Raw genomic sequence first — 25,481 nt, forward strand, 5'->3', positions numbered from 1 at the left:
CGGGGATCGGGGCGCGGGCCGTGGGGGCCGGGGCTCAGGCGTGGAACGGGAGCCCGGCGTCGGCGGCCAGGTCCAGGTCGTCGCCCTCGGGCGGCGGCAGCAGGGTGGCGGAGCCGTCGCTGACGGGGACCACGCCGAGCTCCAGGAGTTCGGCCATCGCCGCGCTGCCCGCCATGTCACGGACCTGGAGCTGGTAGCGGGGGGTGGTGCGGTAGGTGCCGCCGGCCTCGTCGCCGGTGCGCTGGAGGAAACCGGAGTCGGTGAGGAACGCGGCCGCCTTGCCGACGATGCCGGTGGTGGAGCCCGCGAGGCGGCGGGCGTCCTTGGTGGCTCCGGTCGCGCTGCGGCGGGCGTAGACGCGCCAGGCGGCCTCCAGGCCGGGGGCGTCGGAGGCCGGGTCGGTGTTCTCGCCGAGCTCCTCGGCGCGCTCCTCCAGGCGGCGGCAGGTCTGGCGGACGAAGGCGTCGACGCCGTTGACGGTGATGCGGCCGATGTAGCCGTCGTCGGCGAGGTCCTCGGGGCGCGGGAAGGCCAGGGCGGCCACGGCTAGGTGGGCGAGGCCGTGCAGGAAGCGGTCGGCGGAGTCGGCGGCGGTGCGGCGGGCGTAGTCGCCCATCCGGACGGCGAAGACGGAGTCCTCGCCGGCGGCCACGGCCATGCCGGCGCGGGGCGACACCTCCAGGACGACGAGGCCGAGGCCGGTGGCGACGGCGTCGGCGAGGCGGCCGAAGGCGGGGTCCTCGCGGTAGCGGCGGAGCAGCTCGGCGTACTCGGCGTCCCGGGCGGGGAGCAGCTTGGGCTGCAGCCCGAAGGCGACGAGTCGGGCGGCGTCGGCGGCGTCGGCGGGGGTCACCGGGGTGGGGCCGGCGGGGGTGGGGGCGTGCGCGGGAGCCGACGGCGCGTCGGGCTCGCTCCACGCGGGGTGCTCGGCGTGGTGGTCGCTCACGGGTACGTCTCCTCGGCGGTACGGGTCGTTCGGGCGGTACGGCTGCTGCTGGCGGGGCCTCTGCGCGGATCAGGCGGCTCCGGCCGGTTCAGCCTCGCCGGCGTTTGAGCAGGGGGCACCTCCCAGCGGTAGCTGGGGGAGGGTCCGGGCAGAGCCCTGTGCCCGGCGGAGCCGGGTTTCCGGGGGCTCCGCCCCAGACCCCGCGCCTCAAACGCCGGCGGGGCTGAATCCGGAGCCGGCGGGGCTGGATGTGGCCCGGCCGGGGCGAGGGCGCGGCGGGTCATGAGGCCTCCGCGCGGTCGGCGGCCATGCCGGCGGCGTCCAGGAGGGCGGTGCCGACGATGAGGTCGGCGCCGCCGAACTCGGGGTCGTCGAGCTGCGTGCCGTCGTCCACCGCGAAGAGGAGCCGCTCCTCCCCCTGCCGGTAGGCCGTGCCGACGGCCGGGCTCGCCGCGTGGACGGCCAGCAGGGCCACCAGGTACGGCAGTTCCGGATCGCTGCGGCGGGCCTCCGCGAGGAGTCCGGACAGCCTGCGCGGCGCGTCGTGCGGAAGGTCCAGGAGCTCCGTCGCGGCGGCGAGCTGCTCCTCGCTGAAGCGGCTGTCGTCCGGGGTGGCGATGAGGTCCGGTTCGGGCATCTCCGCACCGAGGTGCTCGCGCTCCACCGGCGGGGTCAGCAGGATCTCGACGAGGTCGGCGACCCGCACCGATACGGGCGTGCGCAGTCCCGCGCCGGAGGCGAAGAAGGCGGTGGTCACCCGGCTCGCCTGTTCCAGGGGAAGCGGCAGGAGCGGGGCGACGAGCTGGCCGTACAGGTCGATGCCGGAGCGGGGCGCCGGGGCGGCGAACGCCTGGCGGTCCTGTTCGGCGCGGAACAGCGGGCCGGCGTCCAGCAGCCGGGACTGCAGCTGGGTGTGCCGTCGGATGCAGTCCTTGACGATGTCGACGAGCTCGGCCGCGCGCCGCTTGTTCTCCGGTTCCTCCGCCTCGTCGCGCGCCTTGCGGATGTTGGTCAGGATCGCGTTCTCGTGCCGGTAGCGGTCGGCGACGTGGTCCAGGGCCTCGGCGATCATGTCGGGCACGGCCTGCAGCCAGTCCACCGCCCGGACGTTGCGGCGGGTCGCGTCCAGCGTGCGGCGCAGCGTCTCGGCGTACTGCACGGTCCGGTAGCGGGCCTGCTCGGCGGCGAGCTGGGCGTCGGCCAGCCGGCCGCGGCTGATCAGCACCTCCAGCTTGACCTCGGCAGCGATCTGGGCGCTGGTGACGTCCGTGTCGAGGGCGCCGACGAGGACGTTGACGGCTTCGTCGGTGGTGCGCAGGTAGACCACGCCGCCGTGGCCGGGGACCTCTTCGATCAGCTTGAAGTCGTAGTCCCGGCGGACGTAGACGCCGTCGGGGCCGAAGGTGCCGTAGATCGCGCGGAAGCCGCGGTCAACGCTGCCGACGTTGATCAGGTTCTCCAGCACCCAGCGGGCCACCCGCTCGTGCTCGGCCGCCGGGCGGACGGGGGCCTGGGCCGCGACGCGCGGCAGCAGCCTGGCCACTATCTGCTCGTGGTCGGCGCCCGTGTCGAAGTCCATGTTGAGCGTGACCAGGTCGATCGCGGCCAGCGCGACCTCCGCCATCGCGTAGACCCCGTACTCGCCGGCCAGATTGGCCTTGCGTACGTCGAGGTCGTGCAGCGGGGCGGTGCAGGCGAGGGCGCGCAGCCGCCGGGCCAGGCCCTCGTCGGCGGCCGGGCCCGGCGCCGGGGACGGAAGGGTCTTCGCCGGGGCGGGGAGAGTCACGGACAAAGACTAGGTCCTGTTGCTGACAACATCCCAAACGGCATGGTTCGGCCGGATCGTCCCGGCATCCGCTCCGGCATCGGCTTCGGTGTCCGTTCCGGGCGCCTGCTCTACGCTCGGCGCATGGATTCCATGATCGCATCCGTTCCCGTGATCGACCTCAACGCCGATCTCGGCGAGGGCTTCGGGCGCTGGACCCTCACCGACGACGAGGCGCTGCTCTCCGTCGTCACGAGCGCCAACGTGGCCTGCGGCTTCCATGCCGGCGACCCGTCCATCATGCGCCGGGTCTGCGAGCTGGCCGCGGAGCGGGGCGTGCGGATCGGCGCGCAGGTGTCGTACCGCGATCTGGCCGGGTTCGGGCGGCGTTCCATGGACGTGCCGCCCGGCGAGCTCGCCGACGAGGTGGCCTACCAGATCGGGGCGCTGGAGGTGTTCGCGCGGGCGGCCGGGTCCCGGGTGTCGTACGTGAAACCGCACGGTGCGCTCTACAACCGGACCGTGCACGACGCGGCCCAGGCCGCCGCCGTGGTGGCGGGCGTCCGGCTGGCCGCCGGGTCCGGTGCCACCGGGGGCCTGCCGGTGCTGGGGCTGCCCGGGTCGCTGCTCCTGGCCGCCGCCGGGGAGGCCGGGCTGGCCGCCGTACCGGAGGCCTTCGCCGACCGCGCGTACACGCCCGCCGGGACGCTGGTGCCGCGCGGCGAGCCGGACGCCGTGCTGCACGACGCGGACGCGGTCGTGGCGCGGGCCGTCCGGATGGCGGCCGAGGGGGCGGTGACGGCGGCCGACGGGTCGCCGGTCCGGGTGGCCGCCCGCTCGCTGTGCCTGCACGGGGACACCCCGGGGGCGGCAGGGCTCGCCCGCCGGGTCCGGGAGGCGCTGGGCACGGCCGGGGTCCGCGTGGAGGCCTTCGCGTGAGGACCCTCGTGGTGGGCGGGGCGGCGCTGCTGGTCGAACTGGACTCGGCGGACGAGGTGGCCGCGCTCCACGCCGAGTTGCTGCGCCGCCGGGACTCGGGCGAGCTGGGGCCCGTACGGGACGTGGTGCCGGCCGCGCGGACCGTGCTGCTGGACGGCGTACGGGATCCGGCCGCGCTGGGTGCCCGGATCGCGCGGTGGGAGGTGCCGCCGCTCGCTGCGGCCCAGGGGCCGCAGGTCACCGTCCCGGTCCGGTACGACGGCCCGGACCTGGTGGAGGTGGCCCGGCTGTGGGGGGTCGCCCCGCGGGAGGTCGCGGGGGTCGTCGGCGCGATCGAGTTCCGGGTGGCCTTCTGCGGGTTCGCGCCGGGTTTCGGCTACCTGACGGGTCTGCCGGAGCGGTTCCACCTCCCCCGCCGCGAGACGCCCCGTACGGCCGTCCCGGCGGGGTCGCTGGCGCTCGCCGGGGAGTACGCGGGGGTGTACCCGCGCCCCTCCCCCGGCGGCTGGCAGCTGATCGGCTCCACGGACGCGGTCCTGTGGGATCCGCGGCGGGAACCGGCGGCACTGTTCGCACCCGGGGTCCGGGTGCGGTTCACGCAGGAGGGCGGCGGCCGTGGCTGAGGGGCTGCTGGTGGTGCGGCCGGGGGCGCTGACCACGGTCCAGGACGGGGGCCGCCCGGGGTACGCGCATCTGGGGGTCCCGCGCTCGGGAGCCCTGGACACGGCGGCGTACGCGCTGGCCAACCGGCTCGTCGGCAACGCGCCGGGCGCGGCGGCGCTGGAGACGACCCTGGACGGGGTCGGGCTCCGAGCCCTGGCTGCGACCACCGTGGCGGTCACCGGCGCGCCCTGTCCGGTACGGATCTCCGGGCGCCCGGTGGCCTGGGGGGCGCCGGTCCGGCTCCCGGCCGGGGCGGAGCTGGAGGTGGGCCGGGCGGAGTCGGGAGTGCGCGCCTACGTCGCGGTGCGGGGAGGCCTGGCCGCCCCGCCGGTCCTGGGCAGTCGCTCCACGGACCTGCTGTCGGGGCTGGGGCCGCCGGTCCTGTCGGACGGGGCGCTGCTGCCGGTGGGCCTCCCGGGCCCGGATCCGGTGCCGGGGGCGGATGCCTGCGGCCTGCCCGGGCCGCCTTCGCAGCTGCTGCTCCCGCTGCGGCTCGGGCCGCGGGCGGACTGGTTCACCGAGGCCTCCCTCACCGGGCTGTGGCGCTCGGCGTTCCGCGTCTCGGCGTCGTCCAACCGCATCGGCCTGCGCGCGGAGGCGGGCTCCGCGCTGGTCCGCGCCCGGGCGGGCGAGCTGCCGAGCGAGGGCATGGTGCTGGGCGCGGTCCAGGTGCCGCCGGACGGGCTGCCGGTGGTGTTCCTGGCCGATCACCCGGTGACGGGCGGCTACCCGGTGGTGGGCGTGGTCCCGCCGGGGCCGGCCCTGGACGCGGCGGCGCAGGCCCGGCCGGGGGTGCCGCTGCGGTTCGTACGGGCCCGGTGACACGTCCGGGGCGGCATCGGCCACGTACAGGGGGCCGGGGCCGATGCACGCGGGTCCGGGACGCACGGAGCCGATGCCCACGGAACCGGGACGCACGGAGCCGATGCACGCGGGACCGGAGCGCACGGAGCCGATGCCCGCGGAACGGGGACGCACGGGTCCGGACACGGCGACGCCCGTGGCCGTGTGGTCCGGGGGCTGCCCGGGTTGCTTCGGCCACGGGCGTCACCCGTGCGCGCGCGGACCGTACGGCGGCCCGTCGGGGCGGTTACACCGCCGACTCCGGGGCGATGCGGCTGCGGACGGCCGACTGGACGTCCTCCTCCTCCGCCGGATCGGCGGCCAGGCGGCGCAGGCGCGGGGCGACGCGGGCGTCGGCCGTTTCTGCGTGGCGGGCGGCCACCTCGCGGGTGGTCTCCTCGCAGTCCCAGAGGCATTCGACGGCGAAGCCCGCCGCGAAGGAGGGGTCGGTGCTGGCCAGGGCCCTCGCGGCCCGGCCGCGCAGGTGGGACGAGGCGGTCTCGCGGTAGATGTGGCGCAGCACGGGGGCCGCGCAGCCGATGGCGAGCCGGCCGGCCCCGTCCACCAGGGCGAACAGGCGCCGGGTGTCCGGGCCCGCACCGCGCACGGTGGAGCGCAGGGCGCCCAGGACCAGGGCCGCGTCCTCGGCGCCTCCGCGGGCCGCCAGGGTGGCCGCGGCGGCCTCGCCGAGCGCGTCGGGGCGGTGGACCCAGCGTCGGGCCCGTTCGACGGCCTCAGGGCCGCACATGCGCTCGTAGGCGGCCACGGCGGGCTCGTCGGCGGCGGCTTCGATGAGGTCCAGAACGGCCGGATTGTCCGGCTCCGCGAGGACCAGGTGGTGCAGGGCGGTGGCCCGTGCGGCCTCGCCGTCGGCGCCGGCGGCGGCCGCGAGGATGGCGGAGCGGTCCTCGGGCTGGGCCACGGCGGCCAGGCAGCGGGCCGCGGGAACGTGCAGCGGGGTGCCGCGGCGCAGCCCGTCGGCGGCCCAGTCGAAGACGGCCTGGACGCCCCAGCCGGGGCGGGGGCCGCTCGGGGTCATCTGGCGCTGCCAGCGGTCGAAGGAGCCCTGCTGGCGGGCGGCGCGCAGGCGCTCCCCGTACTGGGGGGTCTCCTCCCACAGGAACCACGGGCGGGGCTCGTAGGCGTCGCGGACGGCGGCGGCCAGCCGCGCCCCGCCCTCCGCCGTGGCGGGGAAGCGGGCGAGGACGGCCGGGGCCAGGGAGCGCAGGCCCTCGTCGTCGTCGCGCAGGGCCAGTTCGTCGAGTGCCCAGGCCCAGTTCGCCCCGGAGGCGGCGTAGCGGCGCAGCAGCATGAGCGCGTCGTCGCGGCCGTAGGAGGCCAGGTGGCCCAGGACGGACAGGGCGAGGCCCGTGCGGTGGTCCTCCTCGTCGACGAGGTCGTCGGGTCCGAAGAGGTGGGCCTCGATCTCGCCCAGGGGACCGGCGAGGTCCAGGTACAGCCGGGCGTAGTACAAGGAGCGGTTCTCGACCTGCCAGTCCTGGCGCGGGTCGCGGAGCACGCACTGGTTGAGGGCCTCAAGGGCCTCCGCCCTGGGTGCCGCGAGTGCGTGCAGCGTGCCGTCGCCACGGCCCCGCTGGAGGAGCCCGAGCAGGGTACCGCTCGGCGCTATGACTGGTTCGAACATGGGAATGGCCTCAAATCAAGCTGGGGACGCAACCGGGAATCGGGATTCACAGGGCCGCGTAACAGCATGTGAGGACGTCCGCCGTCATGTTCCGCTCGATGTAGACCATTGCCTTCTCACTCTCGTCGGTGCTTCGTGACCATGGAGGCCGGGCCGGCCGGCACACCATTCGTGATGTCTCGCCCGCTTCTGCCCGTCCCCCGTGCTCGCGAATCGAATCCGACGCCATGATGACCCAGCCGGTTTGTGCGCCGCGACCACATTTATGGCCGCCGTGACCAACCTGTGAGGTCCGGATGTGGCCGCGCCCGGCCAGATCCCAGGCAAAACCGGACTACTCGGCTCCGAAAAGTTCCAGCAGGTCGGCCTTGGCGAACATGCGCGCCGTGTCCACGGCGGACGGGGTCCCGGCCTCCGGGTCGGCTCCGCCGGCGAGCAGCGCCCGGATGACGGCCTCCTCGCCCTTGAAGACCGCGCCGGCGAGCGGGGTCTGGCCGCGGTCGTTGGCACGATCCGCTTCGGCGCCCCGGGCCAGCAGGGCCGACACGGCGTCGGCGTGGCCGTGGTAGGCGGCGAGCATGACCAGGGTGTCCCCGCGGTCGTTGGTGAGGTTCGCCGGGACCCCCGCGTCCAGGTAGGCGGTGAGCGCCTCGGTCTCACCCTGCCGGGCGAGATCGAAGATCTTGGTGGCCAGCTCGATGACGTCCTCGTCGGGGACGTCCTGGGAACCGGAGCCCTCGGCTGCGCGCTCGCTCATGGTTCGTACCGCCTTTCACTCGTCTGCTGACATGGCCCGCCCGCCGTCATGGCGTCGGAGGCCCGGCCGGGGGCCGGGCGGGCAGGGGGGTGCACGGCGCTGCGTCCGTACGGGTGAATCGCCAGAGTAGCGCCCTGGCCTGCACATGTCCGGGTCGGGCCGCGGCAATGATCACCTTCGGCCCACCGCGCGCCGGGCACGCCAGCCAGGCTGAGCCGGTCAAGTGAAAAACCCGGGAATTCACCCGTATGCACCTTTTGTCGCATTGATACTTCCTGTGAGCCTGGAAGAACTGATGGTGACTGTCCCCACCAACCAGGAGAAAACCTCATGGTCCTGTCCATCTCAGGCGTGGTCCTGCTCGGCATCATCTGCTTCCTCTTCTTCAAGAAGGACGGGATGAAGCTGACCCACGCGTTCGTCTGCTCGCTCTTCGGTTTCTTCCTCGCCGGCTCCGCCATCGCCCCGAGCATCACGGCGAGCACGGCGAGCCTCGCGAGCCTGCTCGGCGGGATCAAGCTCTAGCCCGGCCATCACCCAGCGACACCAGCAGCACCCGGAACACCGTCACACCCACAACTCCAGGAGACGCCCGTGGCCCGGCGCCCACTTCCCCGCATCCTCAGCAGCGGCACCACGTCGCTGGCCCGGGGCCGCGACCTCGCTCGCACGGCCGCCGACAGTGCCACGGACGTCCTCCATCCGCTCCTCGTCATCGGACGCGGCCTGCGCATCCTGGCCGCGGCCGGGCGGCGCCGGTGGTCACAGACCCCCAAGGACAAGCGTGGTCCCGCGCTGTTCCTGGGAGCTGCCTGCGTCCTGGTGGTCGCACTCGTCCCGTGGGGCCCCCTCCTCGCCATGATCACCCTCATGGCGGTGGCGGCCTGGCACGGACGCGACCGCACCCCGGCGAAGACCGGACCCAGCGATGCCGAGACCGAACGGCTCGGCTCCCTCTACGAGGCCCTCGTGCCGTACTTCTCCATCCCGGAGGACCCGAGTCCGCTCTTCGCCCACGGCGGAAACTGGGACAAGGCCTTCAGCGGCTACGAGTTCGACGAGGCGGGCCGCATCACCCGGCTCCACATCCGCTACCCGGCCTACTTCACCGACGGCGAGGCCACCTCGCGGGCCCGGATCGAGACACTGCTGCACGCCAAGTCCGGGCGCGGACGGGAGTATCTCTTCGACTGGGACGAGGAGGGCAACCAGCTCGACCTGAAGGTGCTGGCGGCGCTGCCGACGGGCATCGCCGCCCAGCCGTTCGTCACCTCCCCCGGCGAGACCGTGCTCGGCTTCACCGACGCCGGCGGGGTGCAGCGCACCCTGCCCGTCCTGGAGGGCGACGAGCCCCGGGAAGTGCCGCCGGTGATCTGGCGCACCGGGCCCCGCTCCGGCGAGCCCCACCTGCTCGCCGTCGGCCAGCCCGGCAGCGGCACCTCCACCCTGCTGCGCTCCGTCGCCCTGCAGGCCCTGCGGCACGGGGGCGACGTACTGGTCGTCGACGGCGGCGGCAGCGGCAGCGGCGAGTACTCCTGCCTGTCCGGCCGGGCCGGCGTCCTCGCCGTGGAGTGCGGGCCGACCGGCGCGCAGGCCACGCTGGAATGGGCCGCGCAGGAGACCGAACGGCGGCTCATCGCCACCCACCGGGCCCGGGAGGCCGCGAGGCCCGCGCCCGAGGACACCCGGCGGCCCCTGTGGATCCTGCTGGACCAGCCCAGCGTGCTGGCCCACCTCTCGGTCGCCGAGGGCGGCCCCGACCCGCTGGCCCAGCTGCAGGTGCCCCTGCGGCACGGACGGCCCGCGCACGTCACCGTGGTGGTCGCCGAGCAGTTCGGGCACCTGGAACTGCTGCACGACGCCGTCTGGCAGCACACCCGCGCCCGCGTCGTGCTCGGGCCCGCCACCGTCCAGCAGGTCGCCGACGTCCTGGGGCTGCCGCCGCACACCACCCCGACGGCCCAGGTGCCGCCGGGGCGCGGCTACGCCCGGCTCGGCACCGGGCCCGTCCACCGGCTCCAGGTGCCCGCCACCCCGGACCCGTACGACGAGGCCACGCACCCCGCGTACCGCCAGGCCGTGCTGGAACTGCTGCCGGAGCGACAGCCGGGCCCGGGCGGCGGCCGCGGCGGCCTCACCCTCGCCAAGCCGCTACAGGCGCAGGGCGCGGCCCTCGACGCACCGGAGTTCCCGGAGGTCCGGGCCGAGACGCCGTAGCCTCACAGGCCGGGCCGGGCCGGGCCGGGGATCCGGCGCCGAAGCGGGCTGCTAGGCCACGAACGTGCGCGGCGGCTCCGCCCCGCTGCCGCCCGCGCCCGTGCCGACCAGCCGGGCCGCCGCCGCCAGCCGGGAGGCCGCCTCCTCGGCCACCGGCCCGCCGACGGTGAACGGCAGCCGCACGTACCCCTCGAAGGCCCCGTCCACGCCGAACCTCGGCCCCGAGGGGACCCGTACGCCGACCCGCTCCCCCACCTCGGCCAGCCGCGAGCCGGAGAGCCCGCCCGCGCGGGCCCACAAGGTCAGCCCGCCCTGCGGCACCTCGAACTCCCAGTCCGGCAGCTCCCGGCGGACCGCCGCGACCAGCGCGTCACGGTTCTCCCGGGCCTGCTCGCGGCGGATCCCGACGGCCTCCTGCCAGCCCCCGGAGCGCATCAGCCAGTTCACCGCGAGCTGCTCCAGCACGGGCGTGCCCAGGTCCGCGTAGGCACGGGCGGCCACCAGGCTGCGGATCACGTCGGGGGCCGCGCGGACCCAGCCGATCCGCATGCCCGCCCAGAACGCCTTGCTGGCGGAGCCGACCGTGACGACCGTGCTGCCGGCCGGGTCGAAGGAGCAGACCGGCCGGGGCATCTCCAGCTCCGGGTCCAGCTGGAGCTCCACCATCGTCTCGTCGGCGACGAGGACCGTGCCGGCCGAACGGGCGGCCTCCACCATCGCGCGGCGCTGCTCGTCGGAGGCCAGGGCCCCGGTCGGGTTGTGGAAGTCGGCGACCACGTACGCGAGGCGGGGGGCCGAATCGCGCAGCACCTGGCGCCACACGTCCATGTCCCAGCCGCCGAGGCCGCCGGCCATGGCGACGGGCACGAGGCGGGCCCCGGCGGCGCGCATCAGCTGGAGGATGTTGGCGTAGGAGGGGGACTCGACGGCGATCCGCTCCCCGCGCCCGGCGAAGAGACTGCAGATGGCGTCGATGGCGCCCATCGCCCCGGTGGTGACCATGATCTGCTCGGGCATGGTCGGAATGCCCTGCTCGGTGTAGCGGTCGGCGAGCATCCCGCGCAGCGCGGGCAGGCCCGCCGGGTAGTCCCCGTGGGTGTGCGCGTACGGCGGCAGCTCCTCCAGGGCGCCCTGGACGGCCTTGGTCAGCCACGGTTCGGGGGCCGGGAGCGCGGCGCAGCCGAGGTCGATCATCGAGCCGAGGGACTCGGGCGGCAGCGGTTCGAGGCCCCGGGCGGGCAGGGGGTTCCCGGCGGGGACGGAGGTCCAGCTGCCGGCGCCGCGGCGGGACTCCAGGAACCCCTCGCCCCGCAGGGCCTCGTAGGCGGCGGCGACGGTGGTGCGGCTGAGGGAGAGGGCGACGGCCAGTTCGCGCTCGGCGGGCAGCCGGGCGGCGACGGGGACGCGGCCCTCCAGGACGAGCAGGCGGATGCCGTCGGCGAGGGTCCGGTAGGCGGGCGGCTTGCGCGCCCCGGGGACGCTGGGCCGCTCCTGCTGGGAGGTGATGAGGCGGGCGAGCTGTGCGGCACCGACCGCCGAGGTCCATTCGGCCATGCTGTCCGGTCCACCTTCGTCGAATTGGCCTCGCCCGGCCCGGGCGCGGCCGGTATTGGATCTGCTTCCGCCCCCACACCCTGTCATGCCGCGGTCCACTCGGACCAGTGGCAGGGGCACCCGAACGCCCGCCGGCGGGGTCCGCACGGCTGCGGCGGCACGCCGTTCACCACGCAGCCACCGGGCCGCACCCTCCCCACGGGTAACAGGAGGCATACTGCCGCCGTGACGCACGTACGCCTTCGCCATCCGTATCTGGACCACCCGGCTCCGATCCCCTTCGCGCACCGGGGCGGTGCCGCGGACGGGCTGGAGAACACCGCCGCCGCCTTCCGCCGGGCCGCCGAAGCGGGCTACCGGTACTTCGAGACCGACGTGCACGCCACGGTGGACGGGAAACTCGTGGCCTTCCACGACTCCACGCTGGACCGGGTCACCGACGGCCAGGGGCGGATCGCCGAGCTGCCGTGGAAGCGGATCCGTGAGGCCCGGGTGGGGGGCACCGAACCGCTGCCGCTCTTCGAGGAGCTGCTGGAGGAGTTCCCGGACGCCCGCTGGAACATCGACATCAAGGCCGAGTCGGCCCTGCACCCGCTGGTCAACCTGATCGCCCGGGCCGGGATCTGGGACCGGGTGTGCGTGAGCTCCTTCTCAGAGAGCCGGGTGGCCCGCGCCCAGAAGATCGCCGGGCCCCGGCTGGCGACCTCCTACGGCGTGCGCGGGGTGGTCGGCCTGCGGCTGCGCTCGTACGCGATTCCCGCGGCGCTGCGTGTGGGTGCGGTGGCCGCGCAGGTTCCGGAGACCCAGGCCGGCATCCGTGTGGTCGACCGCCGGTTCGTACGGACCGCGCACGAGCGGGGACTCCAGGTGCACGTCTGGACCGTGAACGAACCGGAACGAATGGAGGCTCTCCTCGACCTGGGTGTCGATGGCATCATGACCGACCGGATCGACATCTTGCGCACGGTGCTGGACCGGCGCGGGGCCTGGGCCTGACTCGCCCTTCGCCCCCTGCCCGGGCCGGAATGCCGTTGCGGCACGGGACCAGCGAGGGGGACACCGCATGAGTGCGGAAGAGAGCAGCAGGACCGAAGAAGCGGAACCCGGGGCGGACGACGGCAGAGCCACGGCCGTCGCGGCCGCGTCGGCCGCCGAGCGCAAGCGCGAGCAGCGGGGCTGGTACTTCTACGACTTCGCCGTCTCGGTCTACTCGGCGAGCGTGCTGACCGTGTTCCTCGGGCCCTACCTGACCGCGGTGGCCAAGTCCGCCGCCGACGCCGAGGGCTTCGTCCACCCGCTGGGCGTCCCGGTGCGCGCCGGGTCCTTCTTCGCCTACTCCGTCTCGGCCTCGGTGATCCTGGCCGTCCTGCTGATGCCGCTGGTGGGGGCGGTCGCGGACCGGACCGGGCGCAAGAAGCCGATGCTGGCGGCGGCCGCGTACACGGGTGCCGCGGCGACCGCCGGAATGTTCTTCCTCGGCGGTGAGCGCTATCTGCTGGGCGGCCTGCTGCTCGTCGTGGCGAACGCCTCCCTGTCGGTCTCGATGGTGCTCTACAACGCCTACCTGCCACAGATCTCCACCCCCGACGAGCGGGACACCGTCTCCTCGCGGGGCTGGGCCTTCGGCTACACGGCCGGCTCGGTGATGCTGGTGGTGAACCTGGTGCTCTACATGGGGCACGAATCGTTCGGCCTCTCCGAGGGCATGGCGATCCGGATCTGCCTGGCCTCCGCGGGTCTGTGGTGGGGAGCCTTCGCGCTGATCCCGCTGCGCCGGCTGCGGGACCGGGCCGTGGTGCGCGAGCCGGGGGCGGCTCCGGCCGTCAGCGGCTGGAAGCAGCTCGTCGCCACCTTGAAGGACATGCGGCGCTACCCGCTGACCCTGTCGTTCCTGCTGGCGTACCTGATCTACAACGACGGCGTGCAGACCGTGATCTCCCAGGCGTCGATCTACGGCTCGGAGGAGCTGAAGCTGGAGCAGTCCACCCTGATCGGGGCGGTGCTGTTGGTGCAGGTCCTCGCGGTGGCGGGCGCCCTGGGCATGGGCCGTCTCGCCCGGATCTACGGAGCCAAGCGGACGATCCTGGGCTCGCTGGCCGCGTGGGCGGTGACGCTGGCGGCCGGATACTTCCTGCCGGCCCGGACCCCGGTGTGGTTCTTCGCGCTGGCCGCGATGATCGGGCTGGTGCTGGGAGGCAGCCAGGCCTTGTCGCGCTCGCTGTTCTCGCACCTGGTTCCGGCGGGCAAGGAGGCCGAGTACTTCTCGGCGTACGAGATGAGCGACCGGGGGCTGAGCTGGGTGGGGCCGCTGGTGTTCGGCCTGACGTACCAGCTCACGGGCAGCTACCGGGACGCGATCATCTCGCTGGTGGTCTTCTTCGCACTGGGATTCGTGCTCCTGGCGCGAGTGCCGGTGCGGCGCGCGGTGGAAGCGGCAGGCAATCCTGTACCGGAGCGGATCTGAGCGTGGGTACGCGCGTGCGCTCCGACCGGATCCACGAACGAATTCCGAACGAATTTAGACGTTGAAGCAAAGGGCCGGTAGTGTACGCCTTTGGCCTGCCAGGCGGACCGTTACTGCGCGCTCAAAATGCGTGGACGTTGGGTGACATCTGCTGCCAGATGTGACAAAACGGGCACTGGTGGGTACAACAAGGGGCGGCACGACGGGCGACGCACGACCCGGAGCGGGAATCTATACCGCCGACCGGACGTTGACCGGATGACGACGACAGCGACACCTGTCCTGTGGGCGACAAGCCCGGGAGGCACGATTCATGAGTGAGCGAGCTCTCCGCGGTACGCGCCTCGTGGTTACCAGCTACGAGACGGACCGCGGCATCGATCTGGCCCCGCGCCAGGCGGTGGAGTACGCATGCCAGAACGGACATCGATTTGAGATGCCGTTCTCGGTTGAGGCAGAAATTCCGCCGGAGTGGGAGTGCAAGGCGTGCGGCGCCATGGCACTCCTGGTGGACGGGGATGGGCCCGAAGAGAAGAAGGGCAAGCCCGCGCGAACGCACTGGGACATGCTCATGGAGCGACGCACCCGCGAGGAGCTGGAGGAAGTGCTGGCCGAAAGGCTCGCGGTCCTGCGTTCCGGCGCCATGAACATTGCCGTGCATCCGCGGGACAGCCGCAAGTCCGCCTGACAGCCGGACGGATACACAAGCCGAGGGGCCCCGCCACACACTGTGTGGCGGGGCCCCTCGGCTTTTAGGCTTTTCGGCTCGTGCGGTGCGGCTACCGGGTCATGCGGCCTACGGGGTCAGCGGCGGGCGGTACGCGGCATCCGGACCGTCCGGCCGCGCCGGGCTGTCCTCGCGGACGACCTCGCCCTGGACGACCTTGCCGTCGGGGTAGTGGATGCGGGCCTGCTGGAAGGCGTCACCGAAGCTGCCGGCGGGGGCCGAGGCCATCTTCCGCTCGATCGAACGTGTCGCCCTGCGGCCGATCCAGGCCCGAACGGGCGGCAGCAGCAGGACCAGACCCGCCACGTCGGAGATCAGGCCGGGCAGCATCAGGAGCAGGCCCGCCAGCATCGTGAGGCCGTTGCCCTGGCCGGGCTGCTGCGGCGTGGGCTGCTGTCCCTGCTGGGCCTGCTGGAAGGTGCTCGCCAGGTTCCTGAAGGCACGCCGGCCGGCCCGCTTGATGACCACCGCGCCCAGGACGATGCCGCCCGCGAGCAGCGCGGCCACGGCGAGCCCGCCGGCCACGTCCGCGACCACGGTGAGCAGCCAGATCTCCAGGATCAGCCAGGCGGCGATGGCCAGGGGCAGGAACGTGCGGGCGGGCGAGCGCCGCCGGGGCGCCGTGGAAATGCCGGTCGTCATACCACCAGTGTGCCTGGGGGCGCATAAAAGCTGCCTCAGCCGGAGGTACCGGACATCCCCTAAGGGCCGTCCGGACGTCAGGCCCCGCTGCCCGGCTCGGTGCCCCTGCCGCCCTCGCCGCCCTTGCCGCCGCCCTGACCGCCATCCTTGCCCAGCAGCTTGGAGGCCTGCGCCTTGATGCCCCACTGGGTGACCCGCCACAGCGCCTCGACCAGGATGTCCTTGCTCATCTTGCTGTCGCCGAACTCACGCTCGACGAACGTGATCGGGACCTCCACCACGCGGAAGCCCTTCTGCACGGCCCTGCGCGCCAGGTCGACCTGGAAGCAGTAGCCCGCCGAGGCCACCTCGTCCAGCCCCAGCCCCTCCAGGGTCTCCCGGCGGAAGGCCCGGTAGCCGCCGGTCACGTCCCGCATCGGGAGGTTCAGCATCAGCCGGGAGTACGTCGAACCGCCGCGCGAGATGAACTCACGGCTCTTCGGCCAGTTCACCACCCGCCCGCCGGGCACCCAGCGGGAGCCCAGGACCAGGTCCGCGCCGGCCAGCGCCGTCAGCAGCCGGGGCAGCTCCTCGGGCTGGTGGGAGCCGTCGGCGTCCATCTCGACGATCACCCCGTACCCCTGCTCCAGGGCCCAGACGAAGCCCGCCAGATAGGCGGCCCCCAGCCCCTCCTTGCCCTTGCGGTGCAGCACGTGGACGTGGTCGTCGCCGGCCGCCAGCTCGTCGGCGAGCTTGCCGGTGCCGTCCGGGCTGTTGTCGTCCGCGACGAGGATGTGGGCCTCGGGCACGGCCGCGCGCACACGCCCGACGATCAGCCCGATGTTCTCCGCCTCGTTGTAGGTCGGAATGATCACCAAGGCCGTACCGAGCGGTCCGTAGGTCCGCTGTCCGCCGTCGCTCACTGGGTCCCCTTTTGTGCTGCTGCACGTCCTGTACGTCTGGTCGCAGAGGATGACTTTAGAACAGTGGTCGGGGCCCGCGGTCCTTCGGGCCGGTCGGACGCCCGCTGGCTGCGGGCCGCCGTGACCGTTGTCTACTGGACCGCGGACCCCGACGTGGGGCCACCCGCCGCCCGGCGAAACCTTCCCTCGCCCCCGAGGCGCGGGCGCGCTGCACAGACGGAGTCGTCCGGCACGGACTTCCTGAGGTGGACCCGGCCGAACCTATCCGGGTCCGACCGCCCGTACCGAACCGAGGCCCGTCGGATCACCCCTGTGGGCGTACGAATACCTCCCGCCCGCCGACGACGGTGGCGAGGCACACGGGGAGGCCGGATCCGGGGGTCAGGTCGGGCAGTCCGGGGGTGCCCGAGCGGGGGTCGGTCGACCAGCGGGCGACCCGGTCGTCGGGGGCCTGGACGACCAGGTCACCCGTCTGCCAGACCGCGTAGTCGGCGGGAGCGCCGGGGACGAGGACGCCCGCGTCGTCCCGGCCCAGGGCCCGCAAGCCGCCCCGCGTGTGGGCGGTGAAGGCCGCCCGCACGGAGATCCGGTGCTCGGGGGTGCGGTGGAAGGCCGCCGCACGGACGGTGCCCCACGGGTCGAGCGGGGTGACCGGCGCGTCCGAGCCGAAGGCCAGCGGGACACCGGCCCTGAGCATGGCCGCGTACGGGTTGAGGGTGCGGGCCCGCTCGGCACCGAGCCGGTCCGCGTACATGCCGTCCTCGCCTCCCCAGGCCGCGTCGAACGCGGGCTGCACGGAGGCCGTCAGCCCCAGCTCCGCGAAGGCCGCGATGGTGGCGGGGGTCATCATCTCCGCGTGCTCCACCCGGTGCCGTGCGGCGCGGACCCGGGCCAGGCCCACCTTCTCGGCGGCCGCCCGGACGCCCTCGACGACGGAGGTGATCGCAGCGTCCCCGATGGCGTGGAACCCGGCCTGGAGACCCGCCTCGGTGCAGGCGGCCACGTGCTCGGCGACGGCGTGCACGTCGAGGTACTCGGTGCCGGTGTGCGCGGCGTCCGCGTACGGCGCGTGCAGACAGGCCGTGTGCGAACCGAGGGCGCCGTCGACGAACAGGTCCCCGGCGGCGCCCACGGCCCCGAGCTCCCTGGCCAGTTCCAGGTCCCGGTCGGCCCAGTAGCCGAAGACGCGCGGTCCCGGCCGCTCGGCGGCCAGGGCGAGCAGGCCGGAGAAGTCCTCGGCGGAGGAGATGTCGGGCCCGCCGCACTCGTGGACGGAACCGATGCCCAGCGAGGCGGCCCGGTCGAGGGCGGCCCGCTGCGCCTCGGCGCGCTGGGCCGGGGTGACGGCGGCCAGCGCGGCCCGCCGGACGGCGTGGTGGTCGTCGGCGGTCAGCGGCCGGTCCCCGTCGGGCCGGACCCCCGGGACGAGGCCGAGCAGGGCCGTGGTGACCACGGCCGAATGCACGTCGACGCGGCTCAGGTAGAGCGGGCGGCCACCGGTGGCCTCGTCGAGCTCCGCGCGGTACGGGGCCCTGCGCTCGGGCCAGCGGGCGGCGTCCCAGCCGTGCCCGAGGAGCACCCGGTCGGCCGGGCGGCTCGCGGCGTAGGCCCGTACGAGGTCCAGCGCGGCGGAGAGGGTGGCCGCGCCCGAGAGGTCCAGCCCGGTGAGGGCCAGCCCCGCGGAGGTCGTGTGGACGTGGGCGTCGGTGAACGCCGGCGTGACGAGCGCGCCACCGAGGTCGACGACCTCGTCCACGCCCTGGGCGAAGGCGTCGGCGGCGCCCTCGGAACCGACCCAGGCGATGCGGCCGCGCTCGACGACCATCGCGGTGGCGAAGGGGTCGGCGGGGCTGTGCACCTCGCCCCCGCGGAGGAGAACGGTCCTGGTCGGTGCTCCGGCGTCGGCGGCGTCGGCGGAGTGGGCGGTGCGGTCAGTCATGCCGACCAGTGTCCCGCGTCGCCCGCCCCGGCCCGACCACCGGGTCCCCCGCCCGGTCCGCGGCCGGTGCGTGGTGGTCGGTGCGCGATCCGTACGCGCCCGGTCCGCGCCCGGCCACGGGTCAGACGCGGGGCGGGCGCGCCTCGTAGGGGGTGGACAGGACGACCGTCGTGCGCGTCGACACGTGGGCGAGGGCACGCAGGCGGCCCAGGAGGTCTTCCAGCTCCAGGGGGGTGGCGACGCGCACCTTCAGGATGTAGTTCTCGTCGCCCGCGACGCTGTGGCAGGCCTCGATCTCGGGCACGCCGGCCAGCCGGTCGGCGATGTCGTCCGGGGCACTCGGGTCGAAGGGCTTGACCGAGATGAACGCGGTCAGCGGCAGGCCCACGGCCTCCGGATCGACCACGGCCGCATAGCCGCGGATGACGCCGCGCTGCTCCAGACGTCGTACTCGCTGATGGACTGCCGACGTGGACAGTCCCGTGGCCTTGCCCAGATCCGTGTAGCTCATCCGCCCGTCCCGCACGAGCAGATCAACGATCTGGCGGTCCAGCTCCTCCATTGCGCTCATAGCCGCTCAACTTACGGCCCAAGGGCGCTCCAGGCCCAGTGCTGTCCGCCCACTGGAGGCATCTGCGGCAGGCATGTGACCAAGGCCACAGGGGTATGCAGGTGGAGGCCTGTCTGTTGTGGTTACTCGTGACGCTCGACGGGAATTGGTTGCTGTGGCCGAGGCCGAAGAAACTGCCCGCCCGGCCCACCCAAGGGGGAGTACATCCATGCTGAACACCAAGCGCGCCGGTCGCACCGAACCGGAGCCCCTGGAACCGCTCGATTCCACGGACGGACCGTATCCGGACGACGGCCCGGACGGCGATTACCCCGACGAGGCCGAGGGATTCGAGATCCATCACGCGATCTGCCCGGACTGCGGCCAGTCGATCGCCCTCGTCGCGGACGAGGAGTTCCTGCCGCAGCACGCGCTCTGCCTGACCCCGTGGAACCCCTTCGGCCTGACCGTGTGCGCGGGCACCGGCCGGCCCGCGAGCGACGCCCTGCCCACCGTCGGCCTGATCCAGCCGGCGGAGGCGCAGGAGCTGGAGCCCGTCGCCCTGCCGGCCCTGCCCCAGGGCCTGGACTGGCGGACCCAGCCCTTCTCGCACGTCGGCGGTCCGGGCTCGCGCCCGATCCGCGTCGTGAGCCCCGTGCTGCCGCGGCCGCAGGCGCAGACGCGGCAGCAGCACGTGCAGGCGGCCTGACGACCGCTCCCCTACCAGTACGTTCCCTGCACCATGGCTGCCAGGGTGGCATGGTGCAGGATCAGGCCGTCCGGGTCCGCCGGGACCTCGACTTCACCGAAGTGGGCCTGCCGGTAGGCGATGCGCAGCATCACGATCCCGTGCCGCAGGGCCGCGTAGAGGGTGTGGAACTCCATGTCCCGCGGGGTGTGGCCGGTGAGCTCGGCGTACCTGCGTTCCAGGTCCTCACGGCGCAGGAAGTCCGGCAGGCCGGGCTGGCCGAAGCCGACCGTGAGGTCCTGGAAGAACCGGTGCAGGTAGACGGTCCAGCCGAGGTCCACCTCGCGCGGGGCGTACGCGGCCATCTCCCAGTCCAGCACGGCCACCGGCGTGAAGCCGTCGTAGACGACGTTGCCGATACGGGCGTCACCCCAGTTGAGGACGGCGGGGCCCTCGTCCTCGGGCCACAGCTCCTCCAGACGGGCGAACGCCCGCTCGATGAGCGGGGACGGCGCGAGCCCGCCCACCACCCAGGAGTAGTAGGCGCGTTGCGCGTCCACGTGCCGGCGCAGCGGTGTGCCCTCGCCGTCGGGGAGGAGGAACTGGGCCTCCTTGGGGGGGAACTGGTCGTGCAGCCGGGCCAGCAGCGAGACGCTCGCCTCCTGGAGTGCGGCACGCTCGGCGTCGCTGGCGGCGTGCAGCCAGTTGCCCTCGTAGGTGTAGGGCATGACGTCGGGCGGCACACGGCCCTCCGCACGCGCCATCACGAAGAACGGCGCCCCCATCGGCCCCGGGTCCTCCTCCAGCCACTGCACGCGCGGGACGGGCAGGTCCGTGTGCCGGGCGACCAGGCTCATGACCCGGTGCTGGCGCGGCATGTCGTACGTCGGGAAGACGGTGTAGGCGGCCGGATCGGCGGCGAGCCGCAGCGCGCACGCGCGCAGCGGGGTCTCGGGGTGCTCGATGTCGAAGAGCAGGGTCTCGCTGGACATCCCGTTGGATCCGGGGACGGAGACGTTGGTGACCCGCGCGCCCGGGAGCCTGGTGTCCAGCCAGGCGGCGAGACGGCGGCCGAGCTCGTCGGGTTCCCGGGTGGAGGTGCGCGGACGTGGTGCGGTGGCCATGGTCGATCCCCTTTCCTTGGTCCTGGTGCCGGTCCTACTGGGCGACGGAGGAGTAGTCGGCGAACCCGCTCGGGTCGTGGCGCCCGAAGCTGCCGTGTTCGAAGATGCCGTGGCCGGTCTGCCCGTCGAGGGTGAAGCGGGCCGAGTGGTCGGTCACCCCGAAGGCGGCCATGGGGTGGGCCGCGGGGTCGGAGAGGTCGTAGACGCGGCGGTCGGTCCAGCCGCGCCCCTGCCAGGTGCCGTGCTGCCAGTCGCCGGCGGGCGGGTATCCGGCGCCGACCGCGAGCGGGGAGGAGTTCAGGATCTCCACGCCCAGTTCGAGGGGCTTGCGGTCGGCGGGATCGGTGAGGTGCACGACGGCCCGCTCGGGGTGCCGGGTGCCGGGCCGGTAGCGGATGTCGGTGTGCGGCCAGCCGAGTTGGACGTCGTGGCGCCCGCTGTCGTCGGGGAAGACCTGCACGGCCTCGTTCAGGGTGCGGTGGCCGTCGGCGTCCTCCTGGACGATGACCATGAGGAAGCGGTCCTCGAAGCGGACCGGGATCCAGAGCCAGTGGAAGCCCTCGGGGCGGTACTCCTCGGCCGCGCGGCCCCCTTCCTCGCCGGGAATCGGCCGCACGCCCCAACTCCGGTCGCGGGTACCGGTCCACTCCCTCGGCGTGAGGGTGAACTCCTCCCCCTTGGCCCGGATGGTTCCGGCGACCTGGCCGGCCTGCACGAAGCGGCGGCCTTCGAGCATGAGGCGGTCGCCGCGCCGCTGGACGTGGTGCGGCTCCCAGACGGCGGGGAACTCGGCGGTCCAGGTGATGTCGTACGAGAGCCCGTGCGGGTCCGCCGGATCGGCGGCGCAGCGCAGGGTGAGCTGCTTGAGCGGTATGTCGACGGTGACGGACAGGGGTCCCACCGAGAGGTTCATACGGTCGTCGGTGAGGGCGTCGGAGGCCCGTACGGCGAGCAGCTCGTCGCCGAGGCGGAGGGTGGCGTAGGCGTCGATGACCCCGGCGTTGGGGTAGACGCCGAGGCCGAGGATCAGGACGGCGCGGCCGGCGTGGTCGAAGACGTGGAAGATGCACCGGTCGTACGCGTTGCGGTCGCCGCTGACGACATGCTTCATCGACAAGGGCGCCTGGTGGATGGGGTATTCGTCGAGCGCGACGGGCCGATCGGCGGGCATGGCGAACCTCCTGGACGGACGACTACGGGACGGGGTGGGGGCTTCGGGGAGGGTGGCGGCGCGAGCGGATATGACGGTACGTCAGAAACCGGCCGCAGGACCACCCTTCTGGCACGCTCTGACAGACAGGCGCACCATGCCGGGCGCCTCCGGCGGGGTGGGGCGGGGCGGGAGCCGGGTGCGGGGGCGTGGGGTCGGGCGGTGGCTTCGGGCAGGCGGAAGCCGACTGGCCCCAGCCGGGAGCTTGGACGGCGGCTTCGGGCAGGCGGAAGCCACGTGATCGGCATCTGGGCTGCTGGTGGGGCCCTACGCCCAGCTCCAGACTGTCGTCGGCCGTCGTCCGCGAGAAACGCGTGGGGGTCGTGGACGGTCTACGCCCAGCCCAAGACGGTCGTCGGCCGCCGTCCGCGAGGAGGGCGTAGGCCCCGTGGACGGCCCATGCCCAGCCACAGACGGTCGCTGGACGCCGTCCGCGAGAAGCGCGTGGGGGTCGTGGATGGCCTACGCCCAGCCCAAGACGGTCGTCGGCCGTCGTCCGCCAGGAGGGCGTAGGCTCCGTGGACGGCCCATGCCCAGCCACAGACGGTCGCTGGACGCCGTCCGCGAGAAGCGCGTGGGGCTCATGGGCGGCCTATGCCCAGCCCAGGGCGGTCGTCGGCCGCTGAGCCATGAGAAGCGCGTAGCGATCTGGTGCGCCTCCCCGGCACCACCCCCGGTCCCGTGTCTGGATGGGCCCGCCTCTCGGTCGTCCCGGCGCCCGACCCGGCCGGACATCGTCGACCGCCCCGTCCCTGGAAGTATCGACCGGCCCGTTCCTTTGGGGGCTTCCCGGCAGTCTTTCGTTTCTCCGGGGCGGGTCGGTCGGTCAAGGGTGGCCGAAGGCCATCGCGGAGCGACGCGACGACGTAGGAGGAGCGCCCTTGAGGGACCGGCCCGACCCGGAGGGACGATGGGACTGACGGGAAACCCCACCCGCAGCCCTGACGCCGTTCACGTGACTCCCGCCCACCCGAAGCCACCGCCCCCCGGCTACGGCTCGAACGGATAGCCGTACCTCGGGGGCGATTACCCGGTCCTTCGGTTCCGCGTTGGCCGGGTATGACCATGCTTCAGTCTTCAACGGGCCGAAGGCGTCGCCCGGCGGCGCCGGGTTTCGAAGAATCGGTTCAGCGTCCACGTGAGTCCGCGCACCAGACACACCCGGCGCACCAGACGCAGCCCGTGCCGGATCCGCCGATCTACCGGGACCTGCTGGCGCGGTGGGCCGATGCCGGCCGGACGTTGCCCGGCCGGCGTGACCCGGAGTGGTCGCGGCTCATGGCCTCTCCGGTCTGGCCCACCACCAGCAGCGGCCTGTACTGACCGCGGTCGACCACGCTCGACCGCGGTCAGCGCGTTTCCGGACCCGCAAGGTGGCGGGCGATGACCATGCGCTGGATCTGGTTGGTGCCCTCGACGATCTGGAGCACCTTCGCCTCGCGCATCAGCCGCTCGACGGGGAAGTCCGCCGTGTAGCCGTAGCCGCCGAGGACCTGCACCGCGTCCGTGGTGACGGCCATCGCCGCGTCCGTGCAGAACAGCTTGGCCATGGCCGCCTGGCGGGAGAACGGCTTGCCCGCGTCCCGCAGCCGTGCCGCCGCGAGGTAGAGCGCCCGGCCCGCCTCGATCTTGGTGGCCATGTCGGCCAGCATGAAGCGCAGCCCCTGGAAGTCAGCGATCGGGTGCCCGAACTGCTTGCGGTCCAGCGCGTACGTCAGGGCCTCGTCCAGTGCGGCCTGGGCGACGCCGATGGCGCAGGCGGCGATGCCCAGGCGTCCGGCGTCCAGCGCGGCGAGGGCGATGGTGAAGCCCTGCCCCTCCTCGCCGATGCGGCGGGCGTCGGGGACCCGTACGCCGTCGAAGTGCAGCTGGGCGGTGGGCGAGCCCTTCATGCCCATCTTCTTCTCGGGCACGGCCGCGGTCAGGCCCTCCGCGTCCCCGGGGACCAGGAAGGCCGTGATGCCCTTGGGGCCCGCGGCGCCGGTGCGCGCGAGGACGGTGTAGAAGTCGGCGACGCCGCCGTGGGTGATCCAGGCCTTGGTGCCGGTGATGATCCAGTCGTCGCCGTCGCGCACCGCCTTGGTGGTGAGCGAGGCGGCGTCGGAGCCGGCGGCCGGCTCGGAGAGGCAGTAGGCGCCCAGCAGACCGCCGCCGAGCATCGCGGGCAGGTGGGCGCTCTGCTGCTCCTTGGTGCCGTAGCCGGCGAGGCCGTGGCAGGCCAGGGAGTGCACGCTGACGCCGAGGCCGACGGTCAGGCGGGCCGCGGCCAGCTCCTCCAGGGCCTGGAGGTAGACCTCGTAGGGCTGCTCGCCGCCGCCGAACTCTCCGGAGTACGGGAGGCCGAGCAGGCCTGCCTCGGAAAGCAGGGTGAAGACCTCCCGCGGGAACCGGCCGGAGTCCTCCTCCTCGGCTGCCTTGGGGCGGATCTCCCGCTGCGCGATCTCGCGTACGAGGGCGAGGAGGTCCCGGGACTCCTCGGTGGGCAGCTGTCGGTCCACCGGCTGCGGGGCGCGGTCAGTCATGGCGGCGCTCTCCTCCCTGGTCGGGCACGGCGGCGACGCGTGAGGTGTGGGACGCGACGCCGGGTCTCGGTAATCTCACAGCCGATGGTGCCCTCCCGGGTTGCGGAAGGAGCTGTTCAGCGGCTGCGGCGGCTTGAGTATGCCCGATCAGGGGCTTCCCGTCACCGGGGCAAGATCACCGAGTGGAGCGAGTGGCCCGTCGGGGCCGGGAGGTGCCGGACACTCCGGGACGAACTCCTCGATCACCTCCAGTGTCGCGCGCAGCTGGCGCACCAGCAGGGCTCCGAGCCGGGTGCGGTCGGGCCGGCCGGGGGTGTCCGGGGCTCCGATCCAGTCCAGGGTGGTTCCTTCCACTCCGGAGAGCCAGCCCACGAGGGCGAGCCGGGCGATCGGCGGAAGTGTGCGGCGTCCGTACGCGCCTTCGGCGATGGTGGCGACGAGCTGCTCGCGGACGGTGTCGCGGATGGCGAGGACCTCGGCGTCGGAGCCGATGCCGCCGGTGACGATGGTGCGGTAGGCGGCGCGGTGGTGCTCGGCGTAGTGCAGGTAGCCGTCGACGGTGCGGCGTACGCGTTCCGCGCCGGGGAGGTCGGTGTCGGCTCCGGCCCGGGCGACGAGCTCGGCCACGGAGTCCTCGACGATGGCGAGGTAGTAGCCGCGTTTGCTGTCGAAGTAGTAGTAGATCAGCCCTTTGGCGACGCCCGCATGTCTGGCGATGTCGTCCACGGAGAGCGCGTCGTACGCGGTGTCGGCGAACAACTTGCGCCCGGTGGCTATGAGTTCGGCCCTGCGCACCTGCGATCGGCCGGTCGTGCCACGCTGTTGCCCCATATTCAAGTTCAGCCCTAGCTTCGAACTGCCACAGGACGCCCACCCTAGGGCAGACCTGTGCACCGAGTTCGTTGCGCGCTCCCCCGCGCGTCGGGCGGCGTACGGGGAGGATCCGCGGCCTCCGGCGGCCGGGGCGTCAGGCCGCCGCCCGGCCCCCGGGAGGGCTCAGAGCCAGCCGACCTGGGTGACGAACATGGCGACGACGACCACGAGGGTCCAGCCGAGCACGTGCTCCAGCCAGCTGGAATCGTCCTTGGGGCCTCCGGTCCGGACGAGGTCCCGGGGCGCGGCGGTGGGGGTGGCGCTGTCGGCAGTCATGACGTCCAATGTGCCAGCGTTCGCGGCTTTCGCGGTAGGGACGCCATGGGTGGCATGTGTCACGCAAAACCGACATACAAGGACAGGAGCAGGGAGGCGACCAGGCCCCGACACCGGCCCGGCGGCGCCAGACGGCAGACGGCAGACGGCAGACGGCAGACGGCAGACGGCAGACGGCAGACGGCAGACGGCAGACGGCAGACGACAAACGACAGACGGCCGGGCCCCGACCTCC

Annotated in this window: 23 protein-coding genes; 9 read left to right on the forward strand and 14 right to left on the reverse strand. The window is 73.6% G+C overall.

Annotated elements, in window-relative coordinates; all coding sequences use genetic code 11:
* Positions 1 to 34 precede the first annotated feature (34 nt).
* A complete protein-coding gene (locus tag DEJ51_RS04940) occupies positions 35 to 946 on the reverse strand; it encodes a hypothetical protein (protein WP_150256481.1) in 912 nt (303 codons plus the stop codon).
* 280 nt (positions 947 to 1,226) lie between these two features.
* On the reverse strand, positions 1,227 to 2,732 hold the full coding sequence (locus DEJ51_RS04945) for a hypothetical protein (protein ID WP_223835674.1): 1,506 nt from the start codon (positions 2,730 to 2,732) through the stop codon (positions 1,227 to 1,229).
* A 150-nt stretch (positions 2,733 to 2,882) separates the two neighbouring features.
* On the opposite strand from DEJ51_RS04945, the gene DEJ51_RS04950 reads away from it, so the two are divergent.
* The 3 genes from DEJ51_RS04950 to DEJ51_RS04960 are packed head-to-tail and all read left to right on the forward strand — an operon-like array spanning position 2,883 to position 5,135.
* A complete protein-coding gene (locus DEJ51_RS04950; protein WP_150261705.1) occupies positions 2,883 to 3,650 on the forward strand; it encodes a LamB/YcsF family protein in 768 nt (255 codons plus the stop codon).
* Complete coding sequence (locus tag DEJ51_RS04955; protein WP_150256483.1) at positions 3,647 to 4,273, forward strand: 5-oxoprolinase subunit B family protein; 627 nt, start codon at positions 3,647 to 3,649, stop codon at positions 4,271 to 4,273. Before DEJ51_RS04950 ends, DEJ51_RS04955 begins: the two co-directional genes overlap by 4 nt.
* On the forward strand, positions 4,266 to 5,135 hold the full coding sequence (locus DEJ51_RS04960) for a biotin-dependent carboxyltransferase family protein (protein ID WP_223835675.1): 870 nt from the start codon (positions 4,266 to 4,268) through the stop codon (positions 5,133 to 5,135). The genes DEJ51_RS04955 and DEJ51_RS04960 overlap by 8 nt, the downstream gene beginning before the upstream one ends.
* Positions 5,136 to 5,403: 268 nt before the next feature.
* On the opposite strand, the gene DEJ51_RS04965 is transcribed toward DEJ51_RS04960, so the two are convergent.
* Together DEJ51_RS04965 and DEJ51_RS04970 are read right to left on the reverse strand one after the other, a co-directional pair.
* The gene (locus DEJ51_RS04965) at positions 5,404 to 6,801 is read right to left on the reverse strand and encodes a HEAT repeat domain-containing protein (protein ID WP_150256485.1); all 1,398 of its coding nucleotides are present in this window, start codon (positions 6,799 to 6,801) and stop codon (positions 5,404 to 5,406) included.
* 334 nt (positions 6,802 to 7,135) lie between these two features.
* Positions 7,136 to 7,558, reverse strand: coding sequence for an ankyrin repeat domain-containing protein (locus DEJ51_RS04970; protein WP_150256487.1), 423 nt, complete (start codon positions 7,556 to 7,558; stop codon positions 7,136 to 7,138).
* A gap of 330 nt (positions 7,559 to 7,888) precedes the next feature.
* On the opposite strand from DEJ51_RS04970, the gene DEJ51_RS04975 reads away from it, so the two are divergent.
* Entirely contained in the window at positions 7,889 to 8,083 is a 195-nt protein-coding gene (locus DEJ51_RS04975) for a hypothetical protein (RefSeq protein ID WP_030031218.1), read from the forward strand.
* Between the two features lie 69 nt (positions 8,084 to 8,152).
* Entirely contained in the window at positions 8,153 to 9,775 is a 1,623-nt protein-coding gene (locus DEJ51_RS04980) for an ATP-binding protein (protein ID WP_150256489.1), read from the forward strand.
* A gap of 51 nt (positions 9,776 to 9,826) precedes the next feature.
* Here the strand turns inward: DEJ51_RS04980 and DEJ51_RS04985 are convergent, their stop codons facing one another.
* A complete protein-coding gene (locus DEJ51_RS04985) occupies positions 9,827 to 11,329 on the reverse strand; it encodes a PLP-dependent aminotransferase family protein (protein ID WP_150256490.1) in 1,503 nt (500 codons plus the stop codon).
* Between the two features lie 225 nt (positions 11,330 to 11,554).
* Here DEJ51_RS04985 and DEJ51_RS04990 point away from each other — a divergent pair, with 225 nt between their 5' ends.
* The 3 genes from DEJ51_RS04990 (at position 11,555) to DEJ51_RS05000 (ending at position 14,481) form a co-directional block, all read left to right on the forward strand.
* Positions 11,555 to 12,325 (forward strand): glycerophosphodiester phosphodiesterase family protein, encoded by a 771-nt coding sequence (locus tag DEJ51_RS04990; RefSeq protein WP_150256491.1) that lies wholly within the window; start codon positions 11,555 to 11,557, stop codon positions 12,323 to 12,325.
* A 67-nt stretch (positions 12,326 to 12,392) separates the two neighbouring features.
* On the forward strand, positions 12,393 to 13,793 hold the full coding sequence (locus tag DEJ51_RS04995) for an MFS transporter (protein WP_150256492.1): 1,401 nt from the start codon (positions 12,393 to 12,395) through the stop codon (positions 13,791 to 13,793).
* Between the two features lie 313 nt (positions 13,794 to 14,106).
* On the forward strand, positions 14,107 to 14,481 hold the full coding sequence (locus DEJ51_RS05000; RefSeq protein ID WP_007262928.1) for an RNA polymerase-binding protein RbpA: 375 nt from the start codon (positions 14,107 to 14,109) through the stop codon (positions 14,479 to 14,481).
* Positions 14,482 to 14,589: 108 nt separating this feature from the next.
* Here DEJ51_RS05000 and fxsA read toward each other — a convergent pair whose 3' ends face one another.
* From fxsA to DEJ51_RS05020, 4 genes are all read right to left on the reverse strand, one after another.
* Positions 14,590 to 15,162, reverse strand: a complete 573-nt coding sequence (gene fxsA / locus DEJ51_RS05005) for an FxsA family membrane protein (protein WP_150256493.1) — start codon at positions 15,160 to 15,162, stop codon at positions 14,590 to 14,592.
* A 77-nt stretch (positions 15,163 to 15,239) separates the two neighbouring features.
* Positions 15,240 to 16,064, reverse strand: a complete 825-nt coding sequence (locus tag DEJ51_RS05010; RefSeq protein WP_150256494.1) for a polyprenol monophosphomannose synthase — start codon at positions 16,062 to 16,064, stop codon at positions 15,240 to 15,242.
* Positions 16,065 to 16,368: 304 nt separating this feature from the next.
* Positions 16,369 to 18,003 carry an amidohydrolase gene (locus DEJ51_RS05015; RefSeq protein ID WP_150256495.1) on the reverse strand — a complete coding sequence of 545 codons (1,635 nt, stop codon included), beginning with the start codon at positions 18,001 to 18,003 and terminating at the stop codon, positions 16,369 to 16,371.
* A gap of 121 nt (positions 18,004 to 18,124) precedes the next feature.
* Positions 18,125 to 18,565, reverse strand: a complete 441-nt coding sequence (locus tag DEJ51_RS05020) for an Lrp/AsnC family transcriptional regulator (RefSeq protein WP_030011705.1) — start codon at positions 18,563 to 18,565, stop codon at positions 18,125 to 18,127.
* A gap of 217 nt (positions 18,566 to 18,782) precedes the next feature.
* Between DEJ51_RS05020 and DEJ51_RS05025 the strand changes: the two genes are divergently transcribed.
* A complete protein-coding gene (locus DEJ51_RS05025) occupies positions 18,783 to 19,262 on the forward strand; it encodes a hypothetical protein (protein ID WP_150256496.1) in 480 nt (159 codons plus the stop codon).
* Positions 19,263 to 19,273: 11 nt separating this feature from the next.
* On the opposite strand, the gene DEJ51_RS05030 is transcribed toward DEJ51_RS05025, so the two are convergent.
* The 5 genes from DEJ51_RS05030 to DEJ51_RS05055 all read right to left on the reverse strand — a co-directional run bounded on the left by DEJ51_RS05030 (position 19,274) and on the right by DEJ51_RS05055 (position 25,246).
* Positions 19,274 to 20,365, reverse strand: coding sequence for a phosphotransferase family protein (locus DEJ51_RS05030; protein ID WP_150256497.1), 1,092 nt, complete (start codon positions 20,363 to 20,365; stop codon positions 19,274 to 19,276).
* 34 nt (positions 20,366 to 20,399) lie between these two features.
* Positions 20,400 to 21,536, reverse strand: a complete 1,137-nt coding sequence (locus DEJ51_RS05035) for a hypothetical protein (RefSeq protein ID WP_150256498.1) — start codon at positions 21,534 to 21,536, stop codon at positions 20,400 to 20,402.
* A gap of 1,388 nt (positions 21,537 to 22,924) precedes the next feature.
* Positions 22,925 to 24,097 carry an acyl-CoA dehydrogenase family protein gene (locus DEJ51_RS05045; protein WP_150256499.1) on the reverse strand — a complete coding sequence of 391 codons (1,173 nt, stop codon included), beginning with the start codon at positions 24,095 to 24,097 and terminating at the stop codon, positions 22,925 to 22,927.
* A gap of 147 nt (positions 24,098 to 24,244) precedes the next feature.
* Positions 24,245 to 24,934 (reverse strand): TetR/AcrR family transcriptional regulator, encoded by a 690-nt coding sequence (locus DEJ51_RS05050; RefSeq protein WP_150256500.1) that lies wholly within the window; start codon positions 24,932 to 24,934, stop codon positions 24,245 to 24,247.
* A 159-nt stretch (positions 24,935 to 25,093) separates the two neighbouring features.
* The gene (locus DEJ51_RS05055) at positions 25,094 to 25,246 is read right to left on the reverse strand and encodes an SCO1431 family membrane protein (protein WP_150256501.1); all 153 of its coding nucleotides are present in this window, start codon (positions 25,244 to 25,246) and stop codon (positions 25,094 to 25,096) included.
* Between the last annotated feature and the right edge of the window lie 235 nt (positions 25,247 to 25,481).

This window comes from Streptomyces venezuelae (genome assembly GCF_008642275.1).
In the GTDB taxonomy this organism is placed as follows: Bacteria; Actinomycetota; Actinomycetes; order Streptomycetales; family Streptomycetaceae; genus Streptomyces; species Streptomyces venezuelae_E.

Bases quoted from the DNA above. Each gene is read 5' to 3' on its own strand.
- DEJ51_RS04985 (WP_150256490.1), bottom strand. From the start codon at position 11,329: ATGGCCGAATGGACCTCGGCGGTCGGTGCCGCACAGCTCGCCCGCCTC.
- DEJ51_RS04970 (WP_150256487.1), bottom strand. From the start codon at position 7,558: ATGAGCGAGCGCGCAGCCGAGGGCTCCGGTTCCCAGGACGTCCCCGAC.
- DEJ51_RS04995 (WP_150256492.1), top strand. From the start codon at position 12,393: ATGAGTGCGGAAGAGAGCAGCAGGACCGAAGAAGCGGAACCCGGGGCG.
- DEJ51_RS05000 (WP_007262928.1), top strand. From the start codon at position 14,107: ATGAGTGAGCGAGCTCTCCGCGGTACGCGCCTCGTGGTTACCAGCTAC.
- DEJ51_RS05055 (WP_150256501.1), bottom strand. From the start codon at position 25,246: ATGACTGCCGACAGCGCCACCCCCACCGCCGCGCCCCGGGACCTCGTC.
- fxsA (WP_150256493.1), bottom strand. From the start codon at position 15,162: ATGACGACCGGCATTTCCACGGCGCCCCGGCGGCGCTCGCCCGCCCGC.
- DEJ51_RS04965 (WP_150256485.1), bottom strand. From the start codon at position 6,801: ATGTTCGAACCAGTCATAGCGCCGAGCGGTACCCTGCTCGGGCTCCTC.
- DEJ51_RS05045 (WP_150256499.1), bottom strand. From the start codon at position 24,097: ATGACTGACCGCGCCCCGCAGCCGGTGGACCGACAGCTGCCCACCGAG.
- DEJ51_RS05020 (WP_030011705.1), bottom strand. From the start codon at position 18,565: ATGGAGGAGCTGGACCGCCAGATCGTTGATCTGCTCGTGCGGGACGGG.
- DEJ51_RS05015 (WP_150256495.1), bottom strand. From the start codon at position 18,003: ATGACTGACCGCACCGCCCACTCCGCCGACGCCGCCGACGCCGGAGCA.
- DEJ51_RS04975 (WP_030031218.1), top strand. From the start codon at position 7,889: ATGGTCCTGTCCATCTCAGGCGTGGTCCTGCTCGGCATCATCTGCTTC.
- DEJ51_RS05030 (WP_150256497.1), bottom strand. From the start codon at position 20,365: ATGGCCACCGCACCACGTCCGCGCACCTCCACCCGGGAACCCGACGAG.
- DEJ51_RS05025 (WP_150256496.1), top strand. From the start codon at position 18,783: ATGCTGAACACCAAGCGCGCCGGTCGCACCGAACCGGAGCCCCTGGAA.
- DEJ51_RS05035 (WP_150256498.1), bottom strand. From the start codon at position 21,536: ATGCCCGCCGATCGGCCCGTCGCGCTCGACGAATACCCCATCCACCAG.